Source organism: Uliginosibacterium sp. TH139, from assembly GCF_002855595.1.
In the GTDB taxonomy this organism is placed as follows: domain Bacteria; phylum Pseudomonadota; class Gammaproteobacteria; order Burkholderiales; family Rhodocyclaceae; genus Uliginosibacterium; species Uliginosibacterium aquaticum.
Map to the genome: position 1 here is coordinate 254,816 of NZ_PKRR01000005.1, position 25,808 is coordinate 280,623.

Below are 25,808 nucleotides of genomic sequence, written 5' to 3' on the forward strand. Positions count from 1 at the left end.
GTTTGGAGTGCGGCCTGCTGGCTGCACCCGACATGGATTCCGTTTTACTTGCCGGCAGCCGCCATCAGATCGGTAAAGCGATCAAAGAGATAGGCCACATCGTGCGGGCCGGGGCTGGCTTCCGGGTGCCCCTGGAAGCACAGTGCCGGGCGGTCGGTCCAGGCCATGCCCTGCAGGCTGCCGTCGAACAGCGACACATGAGAGACGCGCACATTGGCCGGCAGGGTCTTCTCATCGACAGCAAAGCCATGGTTCTGACTGGTGATCAGGACGCGGCCGGAGTCGAGATCCTTGACCGGATGGTTGGCGCCATGGTGGCCGAACTTCATCTTCAGGGTCTTCGCACCGGCAGCAAGGCCCATGATCTGGTGACCCAGACAGATGCCGAAGGTCGGCAGCTTGCGCTCAAGGAACTCGCGGGCAGCAGCAATAGCATAGTCACAGGGTTCAGGATCGCCCGGGCCATTCGAGAAGAAGACGCCGTCCGGATTCAGCTTGAGCACTTCGGCCGCAGAGGTCTGCGCCGGCACCACGGTGAGCTTACAGCCGCGCTCAGCCAGCATGTGCAGGATGTTGCGCTTGACGCCGAAATCGTAGGCCACCACATGGTACTTCGCTTCACTTTGCTCAACGAAACCCTGACCCAGCTTCCACTCACCGGAAGTCCAGGAATAAGACTGCTCGGTCGTCACGACCTTGGCCAGGTCCATGCCAGCCAACCCGGGGAAGGCACGCGCAGCAGCAATGGCCGCTTCGGCGTTGAGTTCTTTCTGGCTCGCCGCGGTAATCAGGCAACCCGCCTGGGCGCCCTTCTCACGCAGGATGCGCGTCAGCTTGCGGGTATCGATCCCGGCAATGCCGACCACATTTTCAGCCTTCATGTAGGCATCCAGGGTCTGCTCGGAACGGAAGTTCGATACCAGCAAAGGCAGATCGCGGATCACCAGACCCGCGGCGTACACCTTGCCTGCTTCACAGTCTTCCTTGTTTACACCCACGTTGCCGATGTGAGGATGGGTCAGCGTGACAATCTGGCGGGTGTAGGAGGGGTCGGTGAGGATTTCCTGATAGCCGGTGATGGCGGTGTTGAACACCACCTCGCCGACGCTTTTGCCCACGGCGCCAATGCCCTGCCCCTGGAACACGGTGCCGTCGGCAAGGGCAAGAAGGGCGTAAAGGGTTTCCGTCATCGATTACTCCTGGGTTCCTGTGAAATCGGACCCTCGGTCCGGCCGCCTGTTCACCGCGGGGTGAGGGGCCTGGTCGATGGGTCCGACGTGAAAAACGGGACCCGTCTTTCCAGACGAGTCCCGCTTGCAAATTTTGGCAATTGTAGCCTGAAATCAGGCCTTTCCGCAACGCAAAAGTAGCTGCGGCGGCGTTTTCAGGCGCCCGGATCCGGCAGTTGGCTACGCAGATAGGCCGCCACACGAGAGAGCTCCGTCAAGAGTTCCGGCAAGGCCTGCAGCGCTTTTTCCAGGTCACCGCGACGCCCCGCCTGCTCCACCCTTTGCGCCGCGTCTGCCGCGATCACTGCACCAAAAACGCCGACCGAGGACTTCAAAGAATGCGCCACGGTATACAGCGTTTTGGCATCGCTGCGTGCTGCCGCTTCCTCTAGCTTGCTGCAGTTGCGCGAGTAATCGCCCAGAAAAATCTCGATTAGGCTGTGCACCGAAGCCTCGTCGCCATCGAGCAGTGCCCGGGTCTGACCCAGATCAGCAACGCCGCCCTCCGGATCGATAGGGCTGCCGGGTTCATCGAGCGCATTCAGATTGCCTTCAAAATCGGTGGACTCGAAACGCCGGGTCACCCGCTCGATGGCAGCAAACAGCTCGGAGGGCTGAATAGGCTTGGACACATAATCGTCCATGCCGGCTTCGAGACAGCGCTCACGATCGCCTTGCATCACGTGTGCCGTCATGGCGATGATCGGCGTTACTTCCCAACGCCCGGACATCGCCCAGCTGCGCCGCGCCTCGCGCGCCCGGATTGCCTTGGTCGCCTCGATCCCCCCCAGCACCGGCATCTGCACATCCATCAGGATCAGATCAAAGCGACGCTTTTCGAACCAGTCCAGCGCCTCCTGCCCGTCGCCCGCCGGCACGACTTCGTAGCCGGCGCGCTGCAGAATTTTGGTGGCAACCGTCTGATTGACAGGGTTATCTTCCACCAGCAGCACTGCTTTGCTCCTGGGTGCCTGCGGGCTGGCCTTGAGGAGGCTGTCGTCAATCTGGAACTCAGCCAGCTCCAGAGCGGACTCAGGCTGCTCCTGGGTCAGCACGAGGCGCAGGGCGTCCAACAGATCGAAGGAGGACACAGGCTTGACGATATTAGCCTTGATGCCGAACTGGCGGCAGCGCGCCGAATCATTGCGCTGGCTATCGGAGGTGAGCAGCATGACGATACGCTCGCAGCTCGCCCCCTCACCGTGAAAATAAGCAGGCAAAGCAAAGCCGGCCGGATCCGGCATATTGGCGTCGACCAACATCACATCGAAGGGGAAGCCACTCTTGGCCGCTTGCTGGAGCAAGGCCTCGGCTTCCTCACCACTCCTGGCAAGATCCACGCTGAAGCCCCAGCGCTGCAGGTTGGCCGTCATCTCGCGGGCGGCCGACGGATTGTCTTCCACCACCAGCGCGTTCATGCGTGCATAACGCGGATCCACCCGCTCAGCCTGCACGGCTTCTCGCACCGCCCCCACCTCGATGGTAAAGGAGAAGGTACTGCCCCGCGCTGGCTCACTCTGCAACCAGATACGACCACGCATCAATTCGACCAGGCGCTTGCAGATCGCCAGACCCAGGCCGGTGCCACCGTAGCGGCGCGTGGTGGAGGTATCAGCCTGCGAGAAGGCTCCGAACACCTCGCCTTGCTTGGCCTGGGCAATGCCGATGCCGGTATCACGCACATCGAACTGCAGGCGCACATGCGCTCCCTCGCGCAGCACGCAGCGCACCGAAACCTCGACTTCGCCCTGCTCAGTAAATTTGATCGCATTGCCAAGCAGATTCATCAGGATCTGGCGCAGGCGGTTCGGATCGCCACGCAGCACATGCGGGGTGTCCGGCTGGATACCAAACACCAGTTCAAGACCTTTCTGATGACCGCGCAGGGCCAGCGCCTTGAAGGTATCCGAGATCACGGCCGGCAGTGAGAACTCGATGTCCTCAAGCTCCAGTTTGCCGGCTTCGATCTTGGAGAAGTCCAGGATGTCGTTGATGATGGCCAACAGCGAATCGGCGGAGTTTTTCACCGTCTGCAGATAGCCACGTTGCTCCGCGTCGAGCTGGGTATCGAGCGCCAGATCCGTCATGCCGATGATGCCGTTCATCGGGGTGCGGATTTCGTGGCTCATGTTGGCAAGAAAGTCGCCCTTGGCGCGGCTGGCGGACTCGGCGGCCTCCTTGGCGCGCAGCATCTCGAGTTCCCAGCCCTTGCGCTCGGTCACGTTGCGGTGAATACCCACCACACGTACCGCCTGACCATCCGCACTGCGCGACACGACCCTACCGTGGGTGGAAATCCAGCGCCAGTCACCGTCGCGGGCTCGCAAGCGATATTCGGCCTCGAAATCTTCGCTGCCGCCCACCAGATGCAGATCGATACGCTCACGCACCTGTGGCACATCCTCGGGATGGATCAGCGCCTCCCAATCCTCACGGCGATTACCAAATTCACCTTCAACATAACCCAGACCATGCTTCCAGAGTTCGCTCAGGAAACACTGGCCACTGCGCAAGTCCCAGTCCCACAGGCCATCGTGACGGTTATCAAGGGCCAGCGAAAGGCGATCCTTCTCGCGCAGTTGCTGATCCATCAGGCGCACCAGGCGCCAGATCAGGCGCACCGGATCATTAGCCGGATCCTCGAAGCCATCGCTGACGCCGGCGCGCGCAGCCAATGCCCGCAAAGCATCACGCAAGCTGCTCAGATCTGGGCTGACACTGTTGGCGATATCGCGCGAAGAAGGCATGGATCCAGAAAAAGTTCAGGAGAGGTGCAAAGGGTGAACGGCAAAAAGCGGGCGGAACTTGCATTCCGCCACACTCTGCATCAACTCACCGGCAAAGCGTCAGCGCCCGGCCATCTGGGCGCAGGTCAGATCGAGGCGATCCAGCCCCTCATCCAGCTCAGCGTCCGAGATGATCAGCGAGCTAGCCAGACGCACCACGTTCGGCCCGGCCACAATATGCAGCACGCCATTGCTGGCCGCCGCCGCCATGAAGGCGCCGGCCTGACCGGCGAACTTCGGCGTCAGCTCGCAGCCCAGCCACAGGCCGGATTCGCGCACCTCCGAAAAACAGGCGTACTTCTCGCCCATTGCGCGCAAACGCCCGGCAGCATGTGCGGCTTTGCGCTTCACCCCCGCCAGTACTTCCGGCGTGTTGATGACGTCGAACACCGCCTCGGCGACCGCACAGGCCAGCGGGTTGCCGCCGAAGGTGCTGCCATGTACACCGGGCGTGAAGTGCTTGTCCGCCACCGCAGCCGTAGTGAGCATCATGCCGATCGGGAAGCCGCCGCCGATACCCTTGGCCGTGGTCAGGATGTCCGGCACGACGCCGCTATTCATATAGGCGTAAAGCGCACCGGTGCGACCGTTGCCAGACTGCACTTCATCAAAAATCAGGCTGGCATCGAACTCACTCGCCAGCTCGCGCAGCAGCTTCAGGAACTCAGGCTGTACCGGCACCACGCCACTCTCGCCCACGACAGGCTCGACGATGATGGCGCAGGTGTTCTTGCCCACCACGCGGCGCAAAGCCTCCACATCATGCAGATCGACATGCACGATGCCGGCCGGATTCGGGCCCATGCCAGAGGAGTATTTGGCCTGACCGCCGACCGACACGGTGAAAAAAGTGCGGCCATGGAAGCTGCCGTTGAAGGCGATGATGTCGATCTTTTCCGGACCGTATTTGTCCACGGCGCGTTTTCTGGCGAGCTTCAGCGCAGCTTCATTGGCTTCGGCGCCAGAATTGCAGAAGAACACACGCTCGGCAAAGGTATGGTCGCAAAGCTTCTTCGCGAGACGCAGGGCCGGCTCATTGGTGTAGTAGTTCGACACATGCCAGAGCTTGGCAGCCTGCTCGGTGAGCGCCTTGAGCTGGGCCGGATGGGCGTGGCCAAGTGAAGTCACGGCCACGCCGGCCCCGAAATCGATGTAATCGCGACCCTGCTGGTCCCACAGGCGCGAACCCTCACCTCGCACGAAGATCATGTCGAGCGGGGAAAACACGGGAACCATGTAGCGATCGAAATCGGCGCGGGAGACGGCGGCAGTCACTGAAATATCCTTTTTGCGAGAGAAGCACACTCACCCGGCAGGACGCCAGGCAAGGAGAATCATTTTAAGGGCAAAGCTCGCCGCGCTGCTGCTCCTGCCTAAGAAGCTGTTGACGATCTGTAGCGAGAGGACGTCAGCAGGATGAGGAACCGCTCAGGAACCGGAGTTCATGTTGATAAATGAGGATTCCAAGCTGCGCATGAGCCCTCTCAGTGATCAATGAGCGGCCTCGCAGTCAGATCGTAAGCAGCTTCTAAGAATGCCACGCAATCCGGACAGCCAGCCTCACTGACCCACCCGCTCCAGCAATACGATGCGATCACCATAGGCGATCAGATTGCCGCTCTTCGGATCAGGCAACAGGGCCTTGATGCGGGACTCGGTATTGGACGCAATGCCTTGCCAGGTCTCGCCGCCGTCGGTTGAGCGCAGAATCACGCCATCACGCCCGGCTAGCAGCAAAGCCTCGCTGCCGGGCTCGATGGCAAAAGCGCGGACCAGCGCTTCCGTACCTGTGCGCGCAGACTGCCAGTGCTTGCCGTCATCGGTCGAACGCAGGACAGTGCCCTGAGCCCCGGCTACCAACAAGGCTGCGCTTTTCGGATCGCGCAGCATCGCCCCCAACATGGCCACTGAGCCACTCTCCACCGGCAGCCAGCTGTGCCCACCATCCTCGGAGCGCAAGATCAGGCCCTTGCTGCCAGAGAGCAGAAAGAGGCCACGGGCGCTATCGAATATGCCGCCATATAGCGTGGCATCCGTGCCGGTTGCGATCAGGCTCCAGCTGCGGCCATCGTCGTCCGAGCGCGCGAGCGCGCCCTGGGCGCCATACACCCACAGGCTGCCGGTCTGGGCATCCACTTCTCCCCGAAACCAGGCGGCATCCACCAGTTGCGGCAGCGGCTCGCTCTTGACGGCCCCCGCCGGCAGGCGCGCCAGCACGCCTGAGTCGCCAAAGAAAACTACCGTCCCGGTCTTCGGATGACTCACGAAACCCTGATATACCGGCCCCTCCGTGCTTTCGTGCTGCCAGTTGGCGCCCGCATCCGGCGTGCGCAACCAGGAGCGCTTGCCACCGGCAAACAGCATGCTTTTGCTGACCGGCTCATACGCCACCTTGAAGAGATAGGCCGGCTCGACCAGCTGCCCCATGATCTGGCTGCTCCAGGTACGCCCGCCATCCTTCGAGCGCGACACCGTGCGATTGATGCCCGCGGCGAGCAGTTCGCCGCTTTCCGGCCACTGGGCAATTGCATGCACATATTCGGCGATGCTCAGCGAACGGGTCTGCCAACTCCGACCGCCATCGCTCGAGCGGATGATCCATCCCCCGGCCCCCACCGCCACCAGGCTGCCATTCCTGGCATCGAAGGCGACCGAATTGAGCGGACGATCCTCGCCCGCCGCCTGGGCCGTCCAGCTCTTGCCCAGATCGTCGGAGGCCAATGTGCTGCCATGATCGCCCACTGCCACGATGCGTTTTCCGGCCAACACCCCGCGCAGCAAGGCGCCCTGCATCGGCACCGCCACCACCTGCCAGCGCTTGCCGCCATCCTCCGAGCGGGCAATATGGCTGTCGGCCCCGAGTGCAATCAGCACGCCACTATCCGGCTCTTGGAGGATCTGGGTGATGTAACTCAGGCCCGTAGCCTGCCTGCTCCAGCGCGTACCCGCATCGCTTGAACGCAGTACATGACCGTTGCCAGCCCCGATCAACACATCGCCACTACGCTGTTCGACCAGCGCCTCGGTCAGCCCTTCGCGCACGCCCGCATCGATGCCCGCCCAGGAACGTCCGCGATCAGATGAGCGCAGGATCGCCCCTGCCCCACCCACCGCAAGCAAATACCCCTTCCTGGGCTCCTGCACGATCCGGCCGATCGCTGCCGGCCCCGGCAGGGCTATCTGTTCCCAGCTCAAGCCACCATCTTCGGAGCGAAGCATGGCCCCCTCCAGACCGGCAGCCAGCGCGAGACGTCCGTCAGCCTCGACAAACAAGGCCTGTAGCGCCGAACTCACCCCAGAGGCTATCGGCAGCCAGCTACGTCCGCCATCCTCACTGCGCTGCAGCGCCCCATTGGCACCCAGCGCCAGCAGCCGCGTGCTGCCCGGCACTTCGGCCAGACGTGCAAGCGATGCGATCCGCCCCGGCACGCCCGGCAGCCAGCTCTGACCACCATCCTCACTGCGCCAGACGGCTCCATCGGAGCCTGCAGCAAGAAAGCCACTGCCGGTCGACTCCACGACATACAGCGCAGGATTGATCACCACGCCCCGATAGGTCGGCGGAGTCTTGCTCAGGGTCGCCCCCCCCACCCCAGCGGCCTCACGCTGACAGGCACTCAACACCAGGGCACAGCCCAGCGCGGCAAGGGCGCAACACAGTTTCTGCTTGCTCATCACGAATCCAGTCTCCTTTGGATTGCCAGGTGGTGGGCCACCTTGTTTGGCTTGTATTCCGCTAACTGCGGAAGGGCGATCCTAGCGCAGGGCATGGAAATGCGGGAAATCCTGCGGTCGGCCCGCGGGACCCTGCTGCTTCTGACGCAGGAGAACAACAACAGGACGGCGATCTTGCTCCGGGACACTGAACTGCTGCACAAGGCCGCATGGCAGAATCCGTGCTCGCAGAGCCCCACAGAGCGGCTCGGACCACAGGACGAGACAGATGAAGCAGACATTCCACCTGGCCATGCCCACCGCCCTGGCGTTGTGCCTGCACGCCGCCTTTGCGCAGGGTGCGATGCCTTCGAATGGCCGTTATTTCAGCACCAGTAACGCCAATCTCTTTGTCGCCGCCAGCGACCCGGCCTGCCCGGCCACCCTGTTGAGCGGCAGCGATGCCGCCTTGCTGCGCAGCCAGGATGGCGGGCGCCACTGGCAAAGTCTCCCCAGCCCGGCGCGTGCCACCTTCTCAGCCCTGCTCTTCGATGCCGGGCGTCGCCAGTTCATTGCTGCCGGCAGCGAAGGCACGATCCTGCGCAGTAGCCAATGCGGCCAACAATGGGAGCGGCTTGAAGGTATTCCCCCGCTCGCGCTGCGCAGCCTTTTGCTCGCCGACGAGAAGACCGGCCTGCTGCTTGCTGCCGGTGAAGGCGGCAGCCTACTGCGCTCCGCCGACGGCGGTAAGCACTGGCAAGCCGTGAGCATGCCAACACGTGCCTATATCGCCCACCTGCTACGCCACACATCTAGCTCAATCCTTCTGGCGGGCGGCGAAAAAGGTCTGCTGATGCGCTCCACCGACACAGGCAAACGCTGGCAACGCATCGCGGTTCAGCCCAACGGAGACGTCAGCCGCCTCGCCGAACTCGCCAGTGGGAGCCTGCTGGCGGCCTTCAGCACAGGCGAAATCCTGCGCTCGACCGACGCCGGCCGGCGCTGGCAGAACACCCGCCTGCCAAGCGGTGCTACGGGCGCCCTTATCAATGCCATCGCCCAGGCCCGCACAGGACAGATCGCCGCCGTGACTCAGGACGGGCGTGTACTCCATTCGCTAGACGACGGCCTGAGCTGGTCGCTTGCCCAGACCGGCACCCGCCACTTTCTCTCCTCCGTACTCGCCACCCAGGATGGCGAGTTCATCGCCGCCGGCGCACAAGGCAGCATCTTCCGCAGCAGCGAGGGCGGCAGACTCTGGCAGTCAGTGCTGCAAGCTGGCATGGAGGAATTTGAAACCCTCGGCCGACTGCCTGAGGGCGCGCTGCTGGCTGCCGGAGGCGGTGGCCTCATCGCGCGCAGCGAGGACGATGGCCGCAATTGGCAGATCGTGCGGCATGGCCTGAGCCCATACACTCATGCCATCGCCAGTGCGCCCCCAGAGGGTCTGCTACTGGCGGCCGGCGTCAATGGTAGCCTGGCCTTGTCGCGCGACGACGGCCAAAGCTGGCAGCGCGTCACCGCGCCCGATAACGTCTATTTCTTCACGGCCTTGTATCACCCATCCAGCCACAGCCTGCTGGCAGCCGGCTCCAACGGAACCCTGATGCGCAGCAGCGATGGCGGCCAGAGCTGGCAAACACACCAGATCGCGGGCGACGCCACCCTCTCGCAACTGCGCCTGCTGGCATCTGGGCGCATCCTCGCCCTGAGCAACGCCAGGGGCATCCTGTGGTCTGACGATGGGGGCCAGAGCTGGCAAGCCAGCGACGCCGACCGCGACACGATCTGGCTGAGCATGGATCAGGAGCCTCACAGCGGCGTGCTGGTGGCCGCCGGCCGGGAAGATCGCCTTGCCCGCAGCGATGATGGCGGAGCGCACTGGGAGAACCTGCCAGCAGGGCTGGCCAAAGGAATCTCGCGCCTGCGCCAGATCGGCGGAGTCTTTCTCGCCGCCGGCAACGAGGGCAGCATCCTGCGCTCGGCCGACCTCGGGCGCAGCTTCGAGAAAATCATGCTGCCGGAATTCACCAGCCTGTCGGACTTTGCACCAATCCCGGGCCTGCGCGGCGGCATCCTGGCCGCAGGCAGCAAGGGCTACATCCTGCGCTCAACCGACCTGGGTCAGAGCTGGCAGAACATCCCCTCCGGCAGCTCCGATCTGCTGCGGCTAATCGCCCACGACCCCGCTGGTCAGCGCCTGCTGGTGGCGGGCCGTGGCGGTGCCATCCTGCAATCCACCGATCTGGGCCTGAGCTGGCGCGAAGCCAGCCCGCCCGAGCCCACACGCTACGCCGGCAGCCTGCTCAATCCGGCCAGTGGCAGCCTGTTCTTCTGGGGCGATCGAATCCTGCGTCTGGGGCAGTAAAACGAATCCCTCTGTCCGGCCCCTTCGCAGGGCTGGCGCCTGGGCATCCACTTGAGCTCAGCACTTGCTGCCAAGCCGGCTACCCTGAAAAACAAAACGGGCGCCGCAGCGCCCGTTTCGTCTTGCAGAACTTAGCAATCGCCGATCAGTAGGCAGTCACGTCAGAGGTGCTGACGTCGCAAACAGAGGTGTTCCACTTCTCGCCAATCTTCGGCGATTCAGCGCTACCGTTCTTCTCAATACCCTTGTATTCGACGCAAACGCTCGGGCTGCCGGACTTGTAACCCTTGATCTGCAGTTTGCGGATCTTCACCACGTCACCGTAGTTGCCGTTGGCTCCCGCGATGGAGCCAGCCTTGCCGACCTTCACATTGTCTAGGGTGAGTTTGCGCGGGCCGCCATTGTTGGTGCAGTTACCGCAAGAGCGCCACACCTTGCCGGTATCAGCAATATAGGAATCCTGCAGCACGGTCAGGCTGTTCTTGCTGTTGTGCTGAAGGGCCTTGTCGGTCGCACCGGCGATGATGACGTTCTTGACGGTCATGGTCGAACCCGCGCCAAGGTTGGAGGCTGCGTCTTCGCAGGTGTCTTCCCAATACACATTCTGGATCGTGCAGGAGCCCTTGCAATGCACACCGTCGGAGCCATTCACGCCACCGGCAATGATCACATCCTTCAGGGTTGCGCCTTCTTCAAGGATGAAGACCGGGATCTGACCTTCACTGGTGCAGTTGCCCACGGAGTTCTTCACGCCGATACGCTGGTTGCCGTAGCTCTTGGTGCTGCCAGCCGGGATGGTGGTCGTACCAGGATTGGTCACAGTCGCCGTAGCGGCCGGGATCGTCATGTTGATGCTGCCGGCGGCGGTGCTGCTGGCGGCTGCTGACGAAGCAGCCGCCGAGGAAGCGGCCTTGCTCGAAGCTGCTGCGGACGAAGCGACGCTGGAAGCCGCTGCACTCGAAGTAGCTGCGGAGGAACTGCTGGCGCTCGTCGTTGCGCCATAGGAACACCAAGCCGAAGTGGTGTAGGAATTGGTCGGGAAAGCCGAACCGATACAGGCGAAGCTGCCAGTCTTGACGGCATAAACGAAGCTGCCGGATTTGCCCAGCGCAACGTTGCGGGTACCGCTCATGCTACAGGTGGCGCCAGTGTTCTGGACGCACTTGGTGTAACCGTCGGGATAATCAGTCGCGGCAAAAGCAGTGCCGGCGAAAGCGAGGGCCGCGAGGCCCATCAGGATCTTGCTACGCATAGTCTTGTCTCCTGCCAATGTTTTTGTAAGGCCCTGCAAGGGTTTGGCCGCCGATGCCGGGCTACTACGACTGAAGTAATAAGTTCAGTGGTGCGCACTATCTTGCAGGACCATTCGCAGGTCAAGCCATGGAGACAAGCGCAGCATAAGCGCGACCAATGGACAAAAATAGGCGTTTACCCTTGTATCAAACCAACCTACAAATACATGTGCCTCCGTCAGCACTCATGACGCTGCGGCGCAACATCGGTGCATGCCGAAGACAAGGCTGCGTCTCACTGTTGCCCGACGGATCCGCAAAGTAATTCGCAAGCTGACCCATCGGTTCAGGCTGACGTCCCCTGAGAAGCAGAAAACCAATGCCTATCAGTGAATTTCATAAACCAGAGAGCCTACAAAGCACGGTCTGGGTGTGGCGCGCAATACCCGTCCGGATCACCCCAGGCCATGTCTGAGAGCGCTGCGGCATGCGACAAACTCCGGCAGTGCACCAAAGCGCGGGGGCCCGCCGGACGGAAAATTTTTTGCGTGAATAAATAGAAAATTTCAATAGGCTTATAGACAAACCTTGCAAAACAGTTCAGGCCAGCACTCGCGGATCGAGGCAATAGATGGCGAAGCCTGTGCGACGCGCAATCGCCTGGTGAGTTCAGCGCCAGGCGCTGCCGACCTGGATATAGAAAGCCGTGTCATCTGGCCCACGTGCGATGTCCAGCCCAGCAAGCAGACCCAGCTTGCGTGCGATCAGGTAGCGAAAACCACCGCCCCAGGATGTCACGCGTTCAGCCTCAGCAAAGTCGTTGCGCCCGCCGTAGGCCTTGCCCATGCCACCAAAGCCAATCACCGACCAGCGCTCATCCAGCGCGAAGCGCAGCTCCAGCTCGCCCGCCGCCGCCTGCCGATCCTGATAGCGCGCCGCAGGAATGCCGCGCAGTTTGACGTAGGGCTGTGCCCAGAACGGCACCTGGCCCTGGGCCAGTTGCCAGTCGCCCCGCAGGCCCAGCACCAGGCTTTTGCTGAGCGGCTGCCAGTGGTAGGCGCGCGCACCCAGCAGATCGAAGCTGTTGGTGCTGCCGAATTCCGGGCGCATGAAGTTGCCCTCGCCTTCGACATAGCTGCCGGCATTCGGCGACAAAAAGTTGTCGCGCGTGTCGTAATCGATCAAGGCTCCGACTGCGCCCAGACGCTGCTTGAAGGTTTGATCCAGCAGGTCCAGCGGACGTTCACGATCGAAATGCATTTCGGAATCGAAATAGGCATAGCGCAGCCCGAACAGCCAGGGCGTATCGCCGGCGCGCATCAGCACCTGCTGGACCAGCCCAAGACCATCCACGGTATAACGCTGGGCGTTACCCTGCCGGCCGTAGTAATCAAGATTGATGGCAAGCTTGGCGACACCGCCAAGGTAGCGGATGCGGTCGCCATCCCAGCTGTGCATATGCCCTGCAAAACCGCCGTAGGTGCCGTTCTCGGTCTTGAAACCGCCGAAGGCCGAGATGTTCGGCGGCGCCCGCCGGCCAGTTTCCGCCATGCTGTGCTGTGACGCATCGGCAATCGATTCGTCGAAATACACGGCGGCCACCCCGGCGCCATAGCCCACCGCCGGCTCGGTAATGATGATCGGGACCGGCAACACCCCCTGATATTTCAGCAGGTGTTCACTGGCATCGAAGCGGCCGTCTTCCGGATCGGTGAACCGCCCGCCTTCATCCGCCAGCACCGCGAATGCCGCCAGCATCAAGCCGGCGGCCAGCAGAACGGGCTTGATCAGCCCAGCCAGACCCTTGCGTTGCGGAACATGCGCATCCACGGCGAATCATCTCCCAGCGAGTCCGGTGCCCAGCTCATCTGTACGCTGCGACGGCAGCGTTCCGGGTGCGGCATCATGATGGTGAAGCGTCCGTCCGGCGTGGTCAAGCCGGTAATGCCAGCGGGCGAGCCATTCGGGTTGGCCGGGTAAGCACTCGCCAACTCGCCGTTGTTGGCGATGAAGCGCAGCGACACCAATGCCTTGTCTTGCGCGCCGTGCTGGCTGAAGTCGGCACGGCCTTCGCCGTGGCTGACCACGATGGGCATGCGGCTGCCAGCCATGCCGGCGAGCAGGATGCTCGGCGATTCCAGTACTTCGACCATCGCCGTACGGGCTTCAAACTGCTCGCTGCGGTTGCGCTGGAAACGCGGCCAGGCATCGGCACCCGGAATGATTTCGGCGAGGTTGCTCATCATCTGGCAACCGTTGCACACGCCCAGTGCGAAGGTGTCGCTGCGGCCAAAGAAGGCCGAGAACTGCTCGCGCAACTTGTCGTTGAACAGAATGGACTTGGCCCAGCCCTGCCCCGCGCCCAGTACGTCGCCATACGAGAAACCGCCACAAACTGCGAGGCCGTGGAAGTCTGCCAGATTGACGCGGCCGGCCATCAGGTCGGACATATGCACGTCATAAGCCGCAAAGCCAGCGGCCTCGAAAGCCGAAGCCATCTCGTTCTGTGAATTCACGCCCTGCTCGCGCAGGATCACCACCTTGGGACGTGCGCTGGCCTTGGCGATGTAAGGCGCGGCCACATCCTCGGCTGCATCGAAACTCAACGCGACGGACAGGCCCGGATCGGCCTTGTCGGCCAGCGCGGCGAACTCCTGATCGGCACTCGTCGCGTCGTCGCGGATGCGCGCGATCTCGTGGCTGACCTCAGACCACACCTGCAGCAACTCGTGGACATCGGCTTCGAACACGGTCTTGGCATTGCGACGAATCCGCAGGGCGCCGCGATCATTCGGGAAGCCGATGAAGTGAGTTTCAGCGCCCAGCCCTGCTTCGCGCAGCATGGCTTGCACGCGCTCGCGGTCGCTGCGGCGGATCTGCACCACCGCGCCGAGCTCTTCGGCAAACAGCGCGCCGAATACGCGATCATTGAAGCGGCCCTTGAGCATATCCGGGCGCTTTTCGGCACCGTCGATGTCATTGACCATGTCGTCGTAGCACACCGAATCCAGCTCGATCGAGATGCCGGTGCGCGCGGCAAAAGCCATTTCGGCCAGCGTTGCGAACAGGCCGCCATCGGAGCGGTCGTGATAGGCGAGCAGCAGATCAGCCTGCTTGAGCGCGGTGATGCCGGTGAAGAAGGCCTTCATGGTGACGGCATCGATATCCGGCGCGTGCTCGCCGACCGAGTTGTAAGCCTGTGCGAGGATCGAGCCGCCCAAGCGGTGCTTGCCCTTGCCCAGATCGATCAACACCAGTTCGGTTTCAACGCCTTCTTCGATCTTCAACTGCGGCGTGAGGGTCTTGCGGATGTCCTGCACCGGTGCGAAGGCGGTGGAGATCATCGACAGCGGTGAGGTCACCGACTTGGCCTCTTCGCCCTCTTTCCAGGTGGTGCGCATCGACAGCGAATCCTTGCCGACCGGAATCGACAGATCGGCACCGATACAGAATTCGGACACGGCCTTCACCGTATCGAACAGGCGCGCATCCTCGCCGCGCTGGCCGCAGGCGGCCATCCAGTTGGCGGAGAGCTTGATATCACCGATCTTCACCACATCGGCCGCGAGCAGATTGGTGATGGATTCGCCCACGGCCATGCGACCCGAGGCTGCCGGATTTACACAGGCCAGCGGCGTACGCTCGCCCATCGCAAAGGCGTCGCCGGTGTAGCCGTGGAAGCTCATCGCAGTGACGGCCACATCGGCCACCGGTGTCTGCCAGGGGCCGACCATCTGATCGCGCGCGGTGAGGCCGCCCACCGAGCGGTCGCCGATGGTGATCAGGAAAGATTTGTTCGCCACCGCCGGCATGCGCAGCACACGCAGCGCTGCCTCGCTCACATCGATTTCGCTCACGTCGAAAGGCGGCAGGTAAATCGGGCGCGTGGCCACGTCGCGGGTCATCTTCGGCGGTTTGCCGAGCAGCACCTGCATGTCCATGTCGACGGCGTGATTGCCGAAGTGGCTGTCAGTTACTTGCAGGCGGCCGTCGCCCGTTGCCGTGCCAACCACTGCAAACGGGCAGCGTTCGCGGGCACAGAAGGATTCAAACAGGCCAAGCGATTCGGGCGCGATCGCCAGCACGTAGCGCTCTTGCGATTCGTTCGACCAGATCTCGCGCGGGCTCATGCCCGGCTCTTCGATCTGGATGTTGCGCAGCTCGAAATGCGCACCGAGTTCAGCGAAATCGGCCAGCTCGGGCATCGCGTTGGACAAGCCGCCCGCGCCCACGTCGTGCATGGCGAGGATCGGGTTCTTGTCGCCCAATTGCCAGCAGGCGTCGATCACCTCTTGGGCGCGACGCTCCATTTCCGGGTTGCCACGCTGCACCGAGGCGAAGTCCAGATCCGCCGCATTGCTGCCGGTGGCCATCGAGGAGGCTGCGCCGCCGCCCAGACCAATCAGCATGCCGGGGCCGCCGAGCTGAATCAGCAAGGTGCCGGGGGCGAACTTGGTCTTGAAGGATTGCTGATCCTGAATGCTGCCCAGGCCGCCAGCGATCATGATCGGCTTGTGATAGCCACGCACTTCGCCTTCGACTTCCTGCTCGAAAGTGCGGAAATAACCGGTCAGGTTCGGGCGACCGAATTCGTTGTTGAAGGCCGCAGCACCGAGCGGGCCTTCGATCATGATGTCCAGCGCGGAAGCAATGCGCTCCGGCTTGCCATAGGCCTTTTCCCAGGGCTGGGTCGCGCCGGGGATATTCAGGTTCGACACGGTAAAGCCGGCCAAGCCAGCCTTCGGACGCGAGCCACGACCGGTCGCGCCTTCATCGCGGATCTCGCCACCCGCACCGGTCGAAGCGCCCGGAAAGGGTGAAATCGCGGTCGGGTGGTTATGGGTTTCCACCTTGGCGAGGATATGGGTCAGCTCCTTGCGGTACTTCCACTCGCCTTCGCCATCCGGATAGAAACGATCCACCTCGAAACCTTCGATGATCGAGGCGTTATCCGCGTAGGCCACGATGGTGCCTTCCGGGTGCGCCTTGTGGGTGTCCTTGATCATGCCGAAGAGGGATTTCTCTTCCTTGCGGCCATCGATGATCCAGTCGGCGTTGAAGATCTTGTGGCGGCAGTGCTCCGAGTTCGCCTGCGCGAACATCATCAGCTCGACATCGGTCGGGTTGCGCTGAACTTTCGTGAAGTTTTCGACCAGGTAGTCGATTTCGTCGTCCGACAGAGCCAGCCCCAGCTCGACGTTGGCAGCTTCCAGTGCGGCGCGGCCACCTGCGAGGATGTCGACGCTGGTCAGCGGCTGCGGTGCGTAATGGGCGAAGAGGCCAGCAGCGGCTTCTACCGAGTCCAGCACAGATTCAGTCATGCGGTCATGCAAGAGCGGCAGCACGGATTCGCGGGCGAACTTGCCATCCAGCGAGAACTGGATGCCGCGCTCGATACGCACGATCTTGGCGAAGCCGCAGTTGTGGGCGATATCCGTGGCCTTCGAGGACCAGGGCGAGATCGTGCCCAGACGCGGCGTCACCAGCAGATTCGTGCCGGCCGGCGCTGCAGCGTTGGCTGGGCGGGCATCGAGCAGATCAACCAGACGCTCCAGCTCCTGCGCCGACAGGGATTCCTTGACCTCCACGAAGTACCAGAATTCAGCAGCCAGAGCGTGCAATTTCACGCCAGCGCTGCTCAGGGATTCGGATAGGCGAGAGAGGCGCGAAGCCGAAAAGGCCGGTGCGCCGCGAAGGCTGAGGATGTCGGACATGGGAGGCACTCTGGATTGAAACCGGCCGGGCCGGTCTGAGGGAGGCCGGATTATAGCGGAAGCGCCCCTCCAAAACTGGGCAAAAATGCCGTAAGGTCTTGAAGACAAGCCAATTCACAATCACAGAGAGCCTCCACCATGCCCCGCCCCATTGAGAAGACCGACGCAGAATGGCGTGAAGTATTGAGCCCCGAGGAATACCGCGTCACCCGCCAGGCCGGCACCGAGCGTCCCTTTAGCGGGGAATACTGGAACGAATGGTCAAACGGCGACTACCGCTGTCGCTGCTGTGGTGCCGAGCTCTTCCAGTCGGACACGAAATTCGATGCCGGCTGCGGCTGGCCCAGCTTCCACAGCGCTGCTGCCCCGGAAAACGTCGAGCAGCGTGAGGACTTTTCCCACGGCATGTACCGCACCGAAGTGCTGTGCCAGCAGTGCGGCGCGCACCTGGGCCATGTTTTCGATGACGGCCCTGCCCCGACCGGCCTGCGCTACTGCATCAACTCGGCCTCGATCAAGCTGAAGAAGAGTTGAAGCACTGTTGATAACAGCGTGCATGGAGGCTAGAGCCTACGACGAGTCCTTCATCGAGGGGCGCTGCTACAGCCCTTCCAGCCCTTTCAGCAAAGGGATGCGTGCAGCCGGATTGGCCGGCAGCGCTTTTTCCCATGATCCATAACTGGGGTTCGGGATCATGAATAAATTCATACCGAAGTGGCTCATTATTTCGCTGGCGGCAGCGTCAGCCTCCCCTCTGCGCAAACGTTCCACGCTTGCAACCGGTAGAAAGTCCCCCATGTCATCGCCGATCAGCATGATGACTCGGTGTGTTTCGGCAATTTTTGCGCGTCGCTCGCTTTTGTCGCTAACGCTCCACTCCGGACGCTGCTTCTTGAACATAAACGCAGCTCGGTCATTGGCACGAGCGAACCCCAGCCTGGCCATGTTTGACTGAGTATGTGTCAGCGCCGGACAAGGATCGGCCTCATCCGCCACGCATTCGCGGTTGCTCACATAAAACACATCCACTCCCAGCTTCGCCGCCAGCTGAGTGAAGCGCACCGCACCCGGCACCGCAGGCGCTGCCTCACGCCTGATCCAGGCGGACCAACTCTGCGGCGCAAATGCCTGATTGTTCTGCACTGCCCAAGCATCGTATTCCGAGTTGTCGAGCACGGTCTCATCCACATCAAGAATCACCGCCGGCCGCTGTAACTTCGCCTTGCCTTGCTCCAACGAAGCCCAGAGCTTGCCGTGAATGACACGCGGCAGCGCTGCGCTCGCGGTGTGATAAGCCATCGCCGCCGCGGCATGATGCTCCAGCGATTGCTGTGTCCACAGCACACCGTTGACCTGAGAAATGGCTTTCTCTGTAGGAGGAAGCGTCTGTGCATAGGTGCCGGACGCCAAGCCGAACATGAGTAAGACCACCAGATAAATTTGCTTCAAGATTTCCCCCTGTTCGATTGATGCGTTGAATGCCCCTGTCGGGACTTTCAACGATTATCGAAGCGCAAACGGTTTGCGCCCATCAGCGGGTATGGAAGACCCTCATGCCTGAACACGAATGCAGAGAATTCTGCCCCCTAGCGGTCAGGACACATGCCTTCAACAAATCCCCCTCGGATACAGCTCAAGCTGATCCGGGAGTTCATCGGCCGATCAACAAGGGTTCGCTCAATCACGCGTTTCTCTCATCCACCTCACGCAGTGCCCGGAGCACCGGTGAATCAAACTCGCGCCGGGCTTGAACGTAAACCACCACAGTGGTCGCGATGATGAAAAGCCAGGGCGAGAGCATCCAGCCCAGCACGGCAAGCCCGAAGTAATAGGCGCGCAGGCCGCGGTTGAAATCGTCGCCCGCGCAGGTATTCACGGCGGCGTGCTTCTGGGCGAAACGCTCCAGCACTTCCGGGGCGGACTCCCTGGGCGGCACCGCGCCGGTAGTGATCGAGAGCACATTGAACTGACGCAACGCCCAGGTGAATTTGAAGTAGGCCACCACGAAGATGGTGATCAGCAGAATCAGCTTGAGCTCCATGGCCTCACGCGAGATGCTGCGCGAGAACTGCAGCTCGGCGGCGGTATCGATGAAGCGGTCCAGAGCCCCGAGGGTCGCGAAGAGGCCGGCGATGATGTAGATCGAGGTGTTGGCGTAGAAATTCACGCTACTGACAAGATTGCTGACCAACGCGCAATCGACGATGCGGTTCTCGCGCGTAAGCATCTGCTGCGCCCATTGCACGCGCAGGCGATGGCCTTCGACAAGCAGGGTCGAATGCCCCTTCCAGCCTTTCTCTACAAGGCGCTCATAGCCGAACCAGCAGATCAGGAACCAGACCAGCCCCAACCAGTCGGCCCAGAAGAACTGCTTGAAGAAAGCCAGGAAATCCATGGTGCGCAGCTCCGCATGACAGGCGGGCAAGGATGCCCGAGGCCCTGCCCGCACGCAAGCGCATCCCCAGGTCGGCGCAGCGGGCATGGAAGTGTCCGCTGCGCGCCTCTGGCGCGGCTAATCAGTGAAGAAATACTGCTGCGGCAGTGATGGGTTGGGCGTGGGCCAGATCCAGGCGCCGGGCATCTGATCGGGCACGCCCTGCAGACGGCGGGCGCGAATGCCGGTCTGGGCCGGCGAGCTGACGGTGCCGAGCACTTCCAGTTCCTCTGCCGCGATGGCGAGAATCCGCTGGAACAGCCGGTCGGCCTCGGCAGCGGAGCCGGCGGCCTTCCACTCATCCCACCATTGCAGGCGCTGGCGCATCGCCGGCGGCGGTTCCATGCCTTCGGCGCCGTGACTGTCGTACCAGCGCACCCAGGGCAGGCCCTGGCGCGAATCGGCCGGATGCTGGGCGAGATAGGCGCGTGGGTTGTAGGTCGGGTCGATACCACCGGAGACGACATCCACACTGATGTCGTAATCATTGGCGCGCGCCCGGCTGCTTGCCACCGCACGATCCAGGGCCTCGATCACCAGCTCGATACCGGCCTGCGCCCAGTCCTGTCGCACCATCTCGAGCGTGGCGATCATCTGCTCAGCGTTGCTGTTGACAATGGCGCGCAGGCTCAGGCGAGCGCCATCGGGCAGCAGGCGGAAACCCTGGGCATCGCGTGCCGTGAGACCCAACGCATCGAGACTGTGATTGGCTGCGGCGATATCGAAGCGGATGAACTGGCTGGCCAGTTTCTCATTGTAAAAACGGTGGCCACGCGGTGGCCCAACCTGCCAGGGGGTGACCTCACCGCGGAACACGCCGCGCGCGATGGCATCGCGATCAAAGGCCTGCGACAGCGCCGCCTTGAAGCGCACGTCGGCATACAGGCGGCGCAGCGCGTCACGCACAGTGGTGTGGTTGAGATAAAGCCCGACTGCCGACGCATTCACGTCCGGCAAACTCATCTGCACATGGCTGCCGCTGGCCGCCAGCGCTGCCAGCCGCTCACGCGCAGCTACCCCACTGACATGACGGATCTGCAGGTCCAGCCGCCCCTCCATGGCCGCGGCAAGAATGGCCGTGGGATCACGAAAGAGCTCGAAACGGATCGCATCGAGATAAGGCAGCTGGCGCCCGTGCTGGTCCACCTGCCAGAAGTAGGGATTGCGCTGCAGGACGACCGGCGTCAGACCGCGCCCCAAACCTGCACTGATCACCCAGGGATCAAGGGTGGGTTTGTCCGGGTTAGACCAGCGCCCCACGAAGGCCGGGCACTGACGATTAAAGAGCGCCATCCAGCCACTCAGACCAGCCTGTTTGGCCTCGGCATCAGCCTGCGGGTTGTAGGCCGCATGAAAGCGCGTGCAGTAGTGTCGGGGATAAAGCACTGGGTGATGGCCATAGGGACCGGCCAGCTCCTCGGGCAACAGGCGATTGCCCGCAGCAAAACGAATGCGCACCTGCCAGGTATCGATTTTCTCCGCCCGCATGGTCTCCCCGGCAGCCTGATAGCGATCGGCCGGCGGGCCGGAGAGACTGCGGTCGGCAATCACTTCATTGACGGCAAACACCACGTCATCAGCCGTGAAAGGCACACCATCGGACCAGCGCAGGCCGCGGCGCAAACTAAACACGTACTCGGTCGCATCGCGATTCACCGTCCAGCGCTCCGCGATGTTGGGCTGGATGCGCTCGAAGCGCGTATCCCAACGCGTGAGCCCTTGGGCCACAAAGCGCAGCACGCCGTTTTCATCACCACTGGCCAGCAAGGCGCTGCGCAGGCTGCCCCCGTAGCGCGCACCGGGGAGTGCGTGAATCACTTCGGGTGAATCTGGCAGGCGACGCTGTACCGGCGCCAACTCACCTGCCGCTACCCGCGCTGAAAGTTCGGGTGCCTCGCTGAAAGCCTGACTGCTCATACAGGCCAGAGCAGCCCAGACAGCCAGCCCGCTACGCCAAAACCGGCTCAGGAAAAATAGATATCGCTGCATGCTTGTCCTCATCAGGGCAAATGCCGGCCGTTTGCCGACGGACTCAGCATGCCGCGCAGGCCATCGCATCCTTGATCAGGATCGGCGTTTGAGTGCGACAACCGGCAGGTAAAGCGCAAAGCGACGCTCCTGCGGCGCGGTGTAACCGCTGACCGTAATCTCGCGCAGCAACACGCGCGCCTCCTGCCGCCATATGCAGCCAAACCTGGCACGGACTTCCTCGACTACCCCAGGCAAGCTGGCCGCACGCGGGAAAGTCAGGGTGTGCCAGACCGCATACAGCCCGGCGGGATGGACGACGCGATCCACCTGCGCGACCTGCTGGCTCAACCCTAGGGCCGGCACGAAGTGCTGCACTGCAACCCTCCGCTCCGACCCGCCGCCAAGCGGACAATCGCGATCCAGCGCCAGCCAGTTGCGCCAGTGCGCCACCCCGGCCACGGCCAGATTGCCCACCAGAGGGGCGGCGCCGGTGTGTTGCTCGCGCGCCTGACCGCGATAGTTCATCTGCCAGACGGGCCGCTCGGGCAGGTATTCAAGGCTCAAGGGCGGCAGGGGCCGGCGGCGCGGCGAATACGCACCAACCTGCGAGGGAGCGAAGCCGAAACGGCGCACAAAAGCATGGCAGAAGGCCGCCGCAGAACCATAGCCTGCCGCAAGACCGATATCCTGCAATGCGCCCTGACCGCTGCGGATCTGCTCCAGGGCACGCGACAAGCGCAAGCGGCGCAGCGTAACCAGCGGCGTCTCCCCCACCTTGCTGCGATACAGGCGCTCCAGCTGGGAGGGAGAAAGGCAGGCCAGATCGGCCAGATGCGTCAGTGGAATATCCTCATCGAGATGGGTAGCGACGTACTCGATCACGCTGCGCACGCGGCGGCTCTGCAGGGCGAAGAGTTCAACGGTCATGCGCATGGCTTGAGCGGGCTCCGACAGAACGAGGGGGACGGAGCCGCGAGCATACGCCTGCTCCACTCCTGCCCATTGATCGCAAAGCGCATTTCAGTCCACCAGAAATTCCCGCACGATCCCGATCTGCGCCGGATCCATCAGCATTGGCGCATGACCATTCGCGGCGATCTCGACATGTCGGGCGCACGGCCCACGCCGAGTCATGGCCTCTGCGGTGGCATGGCTCAGCAGGTCCGAATCCACCCCGCGCAACACCAGGGTCGGTGCCGTGATGGCGTCATACATCGGCCACAGCAGCATATCGGTCTTGAGCGGCTGGGCACGCATGGCATCACCGATGGCTGGGTCATAGTGCATGCGCCAGCCATTGCCCTCCGGGCGCAGGCTGTTCAGGGTCAGCTGACGCCACTGTGCGTCGCTGAGTGGGCCGAAACCGGGGCAGACGCCACGCAGGTAGCGCTCAGCCTCTTCCAGCGCCAAAAAGTGCGGTGCCCGTCCGACGTAGTCACCGATGCGGGTCAAGGCGACAGCCGAAAGCACCGGCCCGACATCATTGAGAATCAGGCGACGGATCGGGTTGCCGGGCATGGCAGCGAGCGCCATGCCGATCAGGCCGCCCATTGAGGTACCCAGCCAGTCGACCCGCTCCACATCCAGCCGCGCAATCAGACTCAGCAGATGTGGCACATAGCTGGGCACGGCATAGGCACTCTTGTCCACCAGCCAGTCGCTATCACCACGACCGGCAATGTCAGGGCAGAGCACGCGATAGTCGCAGCTGAGTGCAGCGGCGAGAACATCGAAATCCCGTCCGTTGCGAGACAGGCCGTGCACACAGATCAGCACGCGCGGATTGTCCGGCCGCCCCCACTCGGTGTAGGCCATGCGGTGCAACTGGCCTGAAGTGAGGCACTGCACGCTGCCGCGGCGCATATCGGGCATCACACCCAAGCAGCGAAACAATCGCTTAAAATAGTTAAATAGCATAACAAGAACAATCAGTAAGTTCGATCGTGCCAATAACGGGCATGCGTCTGGCGGAAGGAGTCGACTTCGATGCCACCGGCACGCAAGCGAAACAGCAGCGCTCCGTCAGCGTCTGAACGATGGATGCTTGCTCCGGCCTGCACATAACGGGCCAGCACGTCTGGCGCAGGATGGCCGTAGCGATTGCGATAGCCGGCTGTGAAAACGGCGTGGCGAGCGGCTGTCGCATGGATGAAATCCGGCGTGGAGGAGCTGCGGCTACCGTGATGCGGCACGATCAGGATGTCGCTGGCGAGTGCCTCTGCCTGTTCCTGCAGCAGACGGGTTTCAACAGCAGCCGGAATATCTCCGGTGAGTAAAACACTCCCCTGAGCGGACCTCACACGCAGCACGCAGGAGAGCTCATTGTCCTTGCCGCTGAAGCCCTCGGCGGGGTGCAGGAATTCGAAATGCACGCCGTCCCACTCCCAGGCCTCGCCCTGCCGGCAGGCTTGATGCGGGCTGGCGAAGCCCAGCAAGGCATGGCCTGGCGAAAGGCTGCTGCGCCAAGCCGCGGGCGACGCGGCGGCCAGCACGCTATCGGCACCCCCCGAGTGATCCACATCGTCATGCGACACCACCAGCAGATCCAGCTTTCGCGTCCCCACGGCGCGTAGCCAGGGCAGCACGATGCGCTCGCCGGCATCCACCTCGGGCCCGTACTGCGGCCCGGCATCGAAAAGCACGTCATGCTGCGCGGTGCGCAGATGCACCGCCAGGCCCTGCCCCACATCCAGCACGTTCACATCCAGCTCACCGAGCGCCGGACGCAAAGGAGCCCATAGCAGCAAGGGTGCAAAGCTCAACAAACCAACCGCACGCCCCGGCACTCCGCGCGGCAGCAAGGCCCATAAAGCCGCTAATGCGCAAACCGCCACCAGCCACAGCGGCGGCGCAGCCTGTTGCCACAAGGCCAGCGGGCTCGCCGCACACCAGGCCAGAAAAGCCAGCAAGCCCTCCAGCAACCAGTACGCAAGTTCCGCCAGCGATGGCAGGGGCAGCACGGCAAAACCCAGTGCCAGCGGCGTGATCAGCATGCTGATCAGGGGAATGCCGAGTGCATTGGCCAGCGGCGAGATCAGCGAGAACTGCTGGAACAGGCCCAGCAGCAGCGGCAGGCTCAGCACGCTCACCGCCCACTGCGCGCGCAGCCACTCCGGGATGAGGCGTCGCCAGCTTGCACGCCCTGCCGCGCTCTGCTGACGCGCTACCAGCAACAAGGCCGCCACCGCTCCGAAAGAAAGCCAGAAACCGGCCGACAGCACAGCCCAGGGATCAATCAGCAGCACCAGCAGCAGGGCCGCTGCCATCACCCGGCTGGCCCCCGCCGCACGCCCGCTCCACAGGGCCAATGCCGCTACTGCCAGCATGTAGAAGGTACGCTGAGCCGGCACACCACAACCGGCCAGCAACACGTAGGCGCCAGCGGATAGCGCCGCCACCAGAATGGCCAGTTTCTGCGCCGGCAAACATAGCATCAGCCGCGTCGAGCGGCGCCACAACCAGCTCGCAAACCAGCCGGCCAGCGCACCCATCAGCGTAACGTGCAATCCGGATATGCTTACCGCATGAGTCAGGCCGGTGGCGCGGAACAGCTCCCACTGCGCAGACGGAGGAAAGGAGTAATTGAAATCTGAGCTCACGAAATAAGAACTGAGTTCGCAATAAGAGTTGAGCAACGCCATTTACGGTCATATGCGGCACACCCTACCCGGCCCCAACCAATCGAAAAATCCCCCTGTACTTTCAGGCACATATCAGACCTCAAGTTTTAATACCAAAGCATGGACAGAATCCGCGTCGTCAAACCGGCATCAAGCGGTAGAAAAGCAGAATGATGCGAAACGGAGCTCAGACCCCAAAAGGCTACGTTTTTTGGATATAAACTTGAGGCGACCCCTAGCATTCGTAATGAAAGTTGAGTCAACCTACCCTGCGAAGCCTGAATACACATGACCAATCGATTTCCCCACTCACGCCTGCTTGCCCTCTGTGTATGCCTCGCCAGCAACTTAGTATGGAGCGCCGAATACACCGGAAATGTGGTCGGGGTCAGCGACGGCGACACAGTCACAATCCTCGACTCAACAAACAAGCAACACAAAGTTAGGTTGAGCGGAATCGATGCCCCCGAAAAGAGACAATCATTCGGAACCGCTTCTAAAGAAAATCTTTCAAATCTGGTGTTCGCCAAGGTGGTTACGGTCGAGACCAGCAAAACAGACCGCTACGGAAGAGAAGTGGGAAAGCTTCTAGTCGCGGGGCAAGACGCCAATCTTGAGCAGGTCCGAAGCGGCCTCGCCTGGCACTACAAAGCCTACGAACGCGAGCAACCGCCGGCAGAGCGACGGTTGTATGCCGACACCGAGATAGAAGCGAAACGACTCCGCCGCGGGTTGTGGGATGACGAAATGCCAATGCCTCCGTGGGAATTCCGAAAGACAAGCCGAGCGACCCCATAGTC

Annotated in this window: 16 protein-coding genes; 3 read left to right on the forward strand and 13 right to left on the reverse strand. The window is 62.4% G+C overall.

The annotated features are described in order from the left end of the window. Positions 1-44: 44 nt before the first annotated feature. The 4 genes from carA to C0V76_RS13790 all read right to left on the reverse strand — a co-directional run bounded on the left by carA (position 45) and on the right by C0V76_RS13790 (position 7,690). Positions 45-1,190: a glutamine-hydrolyzing carbamoyl-phosphate synthase small subunit gene (gene carA / locus C0V76_RS13775; protein ID WP_101943125.1), complete on the reverse strand. Its 1,146-nt coding sequence runs from the start codon at positions 1,188-1,190 to the stop codon at positions 45-47. A 194-nt stretch (positions 1,191-1,384) separates the two neighbouring features. Beyond that, positions 1,385-3,976, reverse strand: a complete 2,592-nt coding sequence (locus C0V76_RS13780) for a PAS domain-containing hybrid sensor histidine kinase/response regulator (protein ID WP_101943127.1) — start codon at positions 3,974-3,976, stop codon at positions 1,385-1,387. Between the two features lie 99 nt (positions 3,977-4,075). Continuing rightward, on the reverse strand, positions 4,076-5,290 hold the full coding sequence (gene astC, locus C0V76_RS13785) for an acetylornithine/succinylornithine family transaminase (protein ID WP_101943128.1): 1,215 nt from the start codon (positions 5,288-5,290) through the stop codon (positions 4,076-4,078). Positions 5,291-5,575: 285 nt separating this feature from the next. Beyond that, positions 5,576-7,690 carry a YCF48-related protein gene (locus tag C0V76_RS13790; protein ID WP_101943130.1) on the reverse strand — a complete coding sequence of 705 codons (2,115 nt, stop codon included), beginning with the start codon at positions 7,688-7,690 and terminating at the stop codon, positions 5,576-5,578. 268 nt (positions 7,691-7,958) lie between these two features. Between C0V76_RS13790 and C0V76_RS13795 the strand changes: the two genes are divergently transcribed. Continuing rightward, positions 7,959-10,037 (forward strand): YCF48-related protein, encoded by a 2,079-nt coding sequence (locus tag C0V76_RS13795; RefSeq protein ID WP_101943131.1) that lies wholly within the window; start codon positions 7,959-7,961, stop codon positions 10,035-10,037. A 145-nt stretch (positions 10,038-10,182) separates the two neighbouring features. Here C0V76_RS13795 and C0V76_RS13800 read toward each other — a convergent pair whose 3' ends face one another. From C0V76_RS13800 to purL, 3 genes are all read right to left on the reverse strand, one after another. Continuing rightward, positions 10,183-11,289 carry a pectate lyase gene (locus tag C0V76_RS13800; protein ID WP_101943133.1) on the reverse strand — a complete coding sequence of 369 codons (1,107 nt, stop codon included), beginning with the start codon at positions 11,287-11,289 and terminating at the stop codon, positions 10,183-10,185. Positions 11,290-11,938: 649 nt separating this feature from the next. Further along, the gene (locus C0V76_RS13805; protein ID WP_216821739.1) at positions 11,939-13,099 is read right to left on the reverse strand and encodes a BamA/TamA family outer membrane protein; all 1,161 of its coding nucleotides are present in this window, start codon (positions 13,097-13,099) and stop codon (positions 11,939-11,941) included. Further along, positions 13,057-16,983 (reverse strand): phosphoribosylformylglycinamidine synthase, encoded by a 3,927-nt coding sequence (gene purL, locus C0V76_RS13810; RefSeq protein WP_101943135.1) that lies wholly within the window; start codon positions 16,981-16,983, stop codon positions 13,057-13,059. Before purL ends, C0V76_RS13805 begins: the two co-directional genes overlap by 43 nt. Positions 16,984-17,121: 138 nt before the next feature. On the opposite strand from purL, the gene msrB reads away from it, so the two are divergent. Beyond that, positions 17,122-17,517 carry a peptide-methionine (R)-S-oxide reductase MsrB gene (msrB, locus tag C0V76_RS13815; protein ID WP_101943137.1) on the forward strand — a complete coding sequence of 132 codons (396 nt, stop codon included), beginning with the start codon at positions 17,122-17,124 and terminating at the stop codon, positions 17,515-17,517. Positions 17,518-17,583: 66 nt separating this feature from the next. Here the strand turns inward: msrB and C0V76_RS13820 are convergent, their stop codons facing one another. From C0V76_RS13820 to C0V76_RS13845, 6 genes are all read right to left on the reverse strand, one after another. Continuing rightward, on the reverse strand, positions 17,584-18,432 hold the full coding sequence (locus C0V76_RS13820) for a 5'-nucleotidase, lipoprotein e(P4) family (protein WP_143707427.1): 849 nt from the start codon (positions 18,430-18,432) through the stop codon (positions 17,584-17,586). 232 nt (positions 18,433-18,664) lie between these two features. Next, positions 18,665-19,378 (reverse strand): DUF599 domain-containing protein, encoded by a 714-nt coding sequence (locus tag C0V76_RS13825; protein ID WP_101943141.1) that lies wholly within the window; start codon positions 19,376-19,378, stop codon positions 18,665-18,667. A 117-nt stretch (positions 19,379-19,495) separates the two neighbouring features. Continuing rightward, positions 19,496-21,406, reverse strand: coding sequence for an ABC transporter substrate-binding protein (locus C0V76_RS13830; protein ID WP_158239245.1), 1,911 nt, complete (start codon positions 21,404-21,406; stop codon positions 19,496-19,498). 75 nt (positions 21,407-21,481) lie between these two features. Continuing rightward, positions 21,482-22,321 (reverse strand): helix-turn-helix domain-containing protein, encoded by an 840-nt coding sequence (locus C0V76_RS13835; protein ID WP_101943144.1) that lies wholly within the window; start codon positions 22,319-22,321, stop codon positions 21,482-21,484. Positions 22,322-22,408: 87 nt separating this feature from the next. Beyond that, positions 22,409-23,260: an alpha/beta fold hydrolase gene (locus tag C0V76_RS13840; protein WP_254048247.1), complete on the reverse strand. Its 852-nt coding sequence runs from the start codon at positions 23,258-23,260 to the stop codon at positions 22,409-22,411. Positions 23,261-23,316: 56 nt separating this feature from the next. Then, positions 23,317-24,987, reverse strand: coding sequence for a DNA internalization-related competence protein ComEC/Rec2 (locus tag C0V76_RS13845; RefSeq protein ID WP_158239246.1), 1,671 nt, complete (start codon positions 24,985-24,987; stop codon positions 23,317-23,319). A gap of 309 nt (positions 24,988-25,296) precedes the next feature. On the opposite strand from C0V76_RS13845, the gene C0V76_RS13850 reads away from it, so the two are divergent. Continuing rightward, positions 25,297-25,806, forward strand: coding sequence for a thermonuclease family protein (locus C0V76_RS13850; protein WP_101943146.1), 510 nt, complete (start codon positions 25,297-25,299; stop codon positions 25,804-25,806). Positions 25,807-25,808: the final 2 nt, after the last annotated feature.

Bases quoted from the DNA above. Each gene is read 5' to 3' on its own strand.
- carA (WP_101943125.1), bottom strand. From the start codon at position 1,190: ATGACGGAAACCCTTTACGCCCTTCTTGCCCTTGCCGACGGCACCGTG.
- C0V76_RS13780 (WP_101943127.1), bottom strand. From the start codon at position 3,976: ATGCCTTCTTCGCGCGATATCGCCAACAGTGTCAGCCCAGATCTGAGC.
- C0V76_RS13790 (WP_101943130.1), bottom strand. From the start codon at position 7,690: ATGAGCAAGCAGAAACTGTGTTGCGCCCTTGCCGCGCTGGGCTGTGCC.
- C0V76_RS13795 (WP_101943131.1), top strand. From the start codon at position 7,959: ATGAAGCAGACATTCCACCTGGCCATGCCCACCGCCCTGGCGTTGTGC.
- C0V76_RS13800 (WP_101943133.1), bottom strand. From the start codon at position 11,289: ATGCGTAGCAAGATCCTGATGGGCCTCGCGGCCCTCGCTTTCGCCGGC.
- purL (WP_101943135.1), bottom strand. From the start codon at position 16,983: ATGTCCGACATCCTCAGCCTTCGCGGCGCACCGGCCTTTTCGGCTTCG.
- msrB (WP_101943137.1), top strand. From the start codon at position 17,122: ATGCCCCGCCCCATTGAGAAGACCGACGCAGAATGGCGTGAAGTATTG.
- C0V76_RS13825 (WP_101943141.1), bottom strand. From the start codon at position 19,378: ATGGATTTCCTGGCTTTCTTCAAGCAGTTCTTCTGGGCCGACTGGTTG.
- C0V76_RS13830 (WP_158239245.1), bottom strand. From the start codon at position 21,406: ATGCAGCGATATCTATTTTTCCTGAGCCGGTTTTGGCGTAGCGGGCTG.
- C0V76_RS13835 (WP_101943144.1), bottom strand. From the start codon at position 22,321: ATGCGCATGACCGTTGAACTCTTCGCCCTGCAGAGCCGCCGCGTGCGC.
- C0V76_RS13840 (WP_254048247.1), bottom strand. From the start codon at position 23,260: ATGCCCGATATGCGCCGCGGCAGCGTGCAGTGCCTCACTTCAGGCCAG.
- C0V76_RS13850 (WP_101943146.1), top strand. From the start codon at position 25,297: ATGACCAATCGATTTCCCCACTCACGCCTGCTTGCCCTCTGTGTATGC.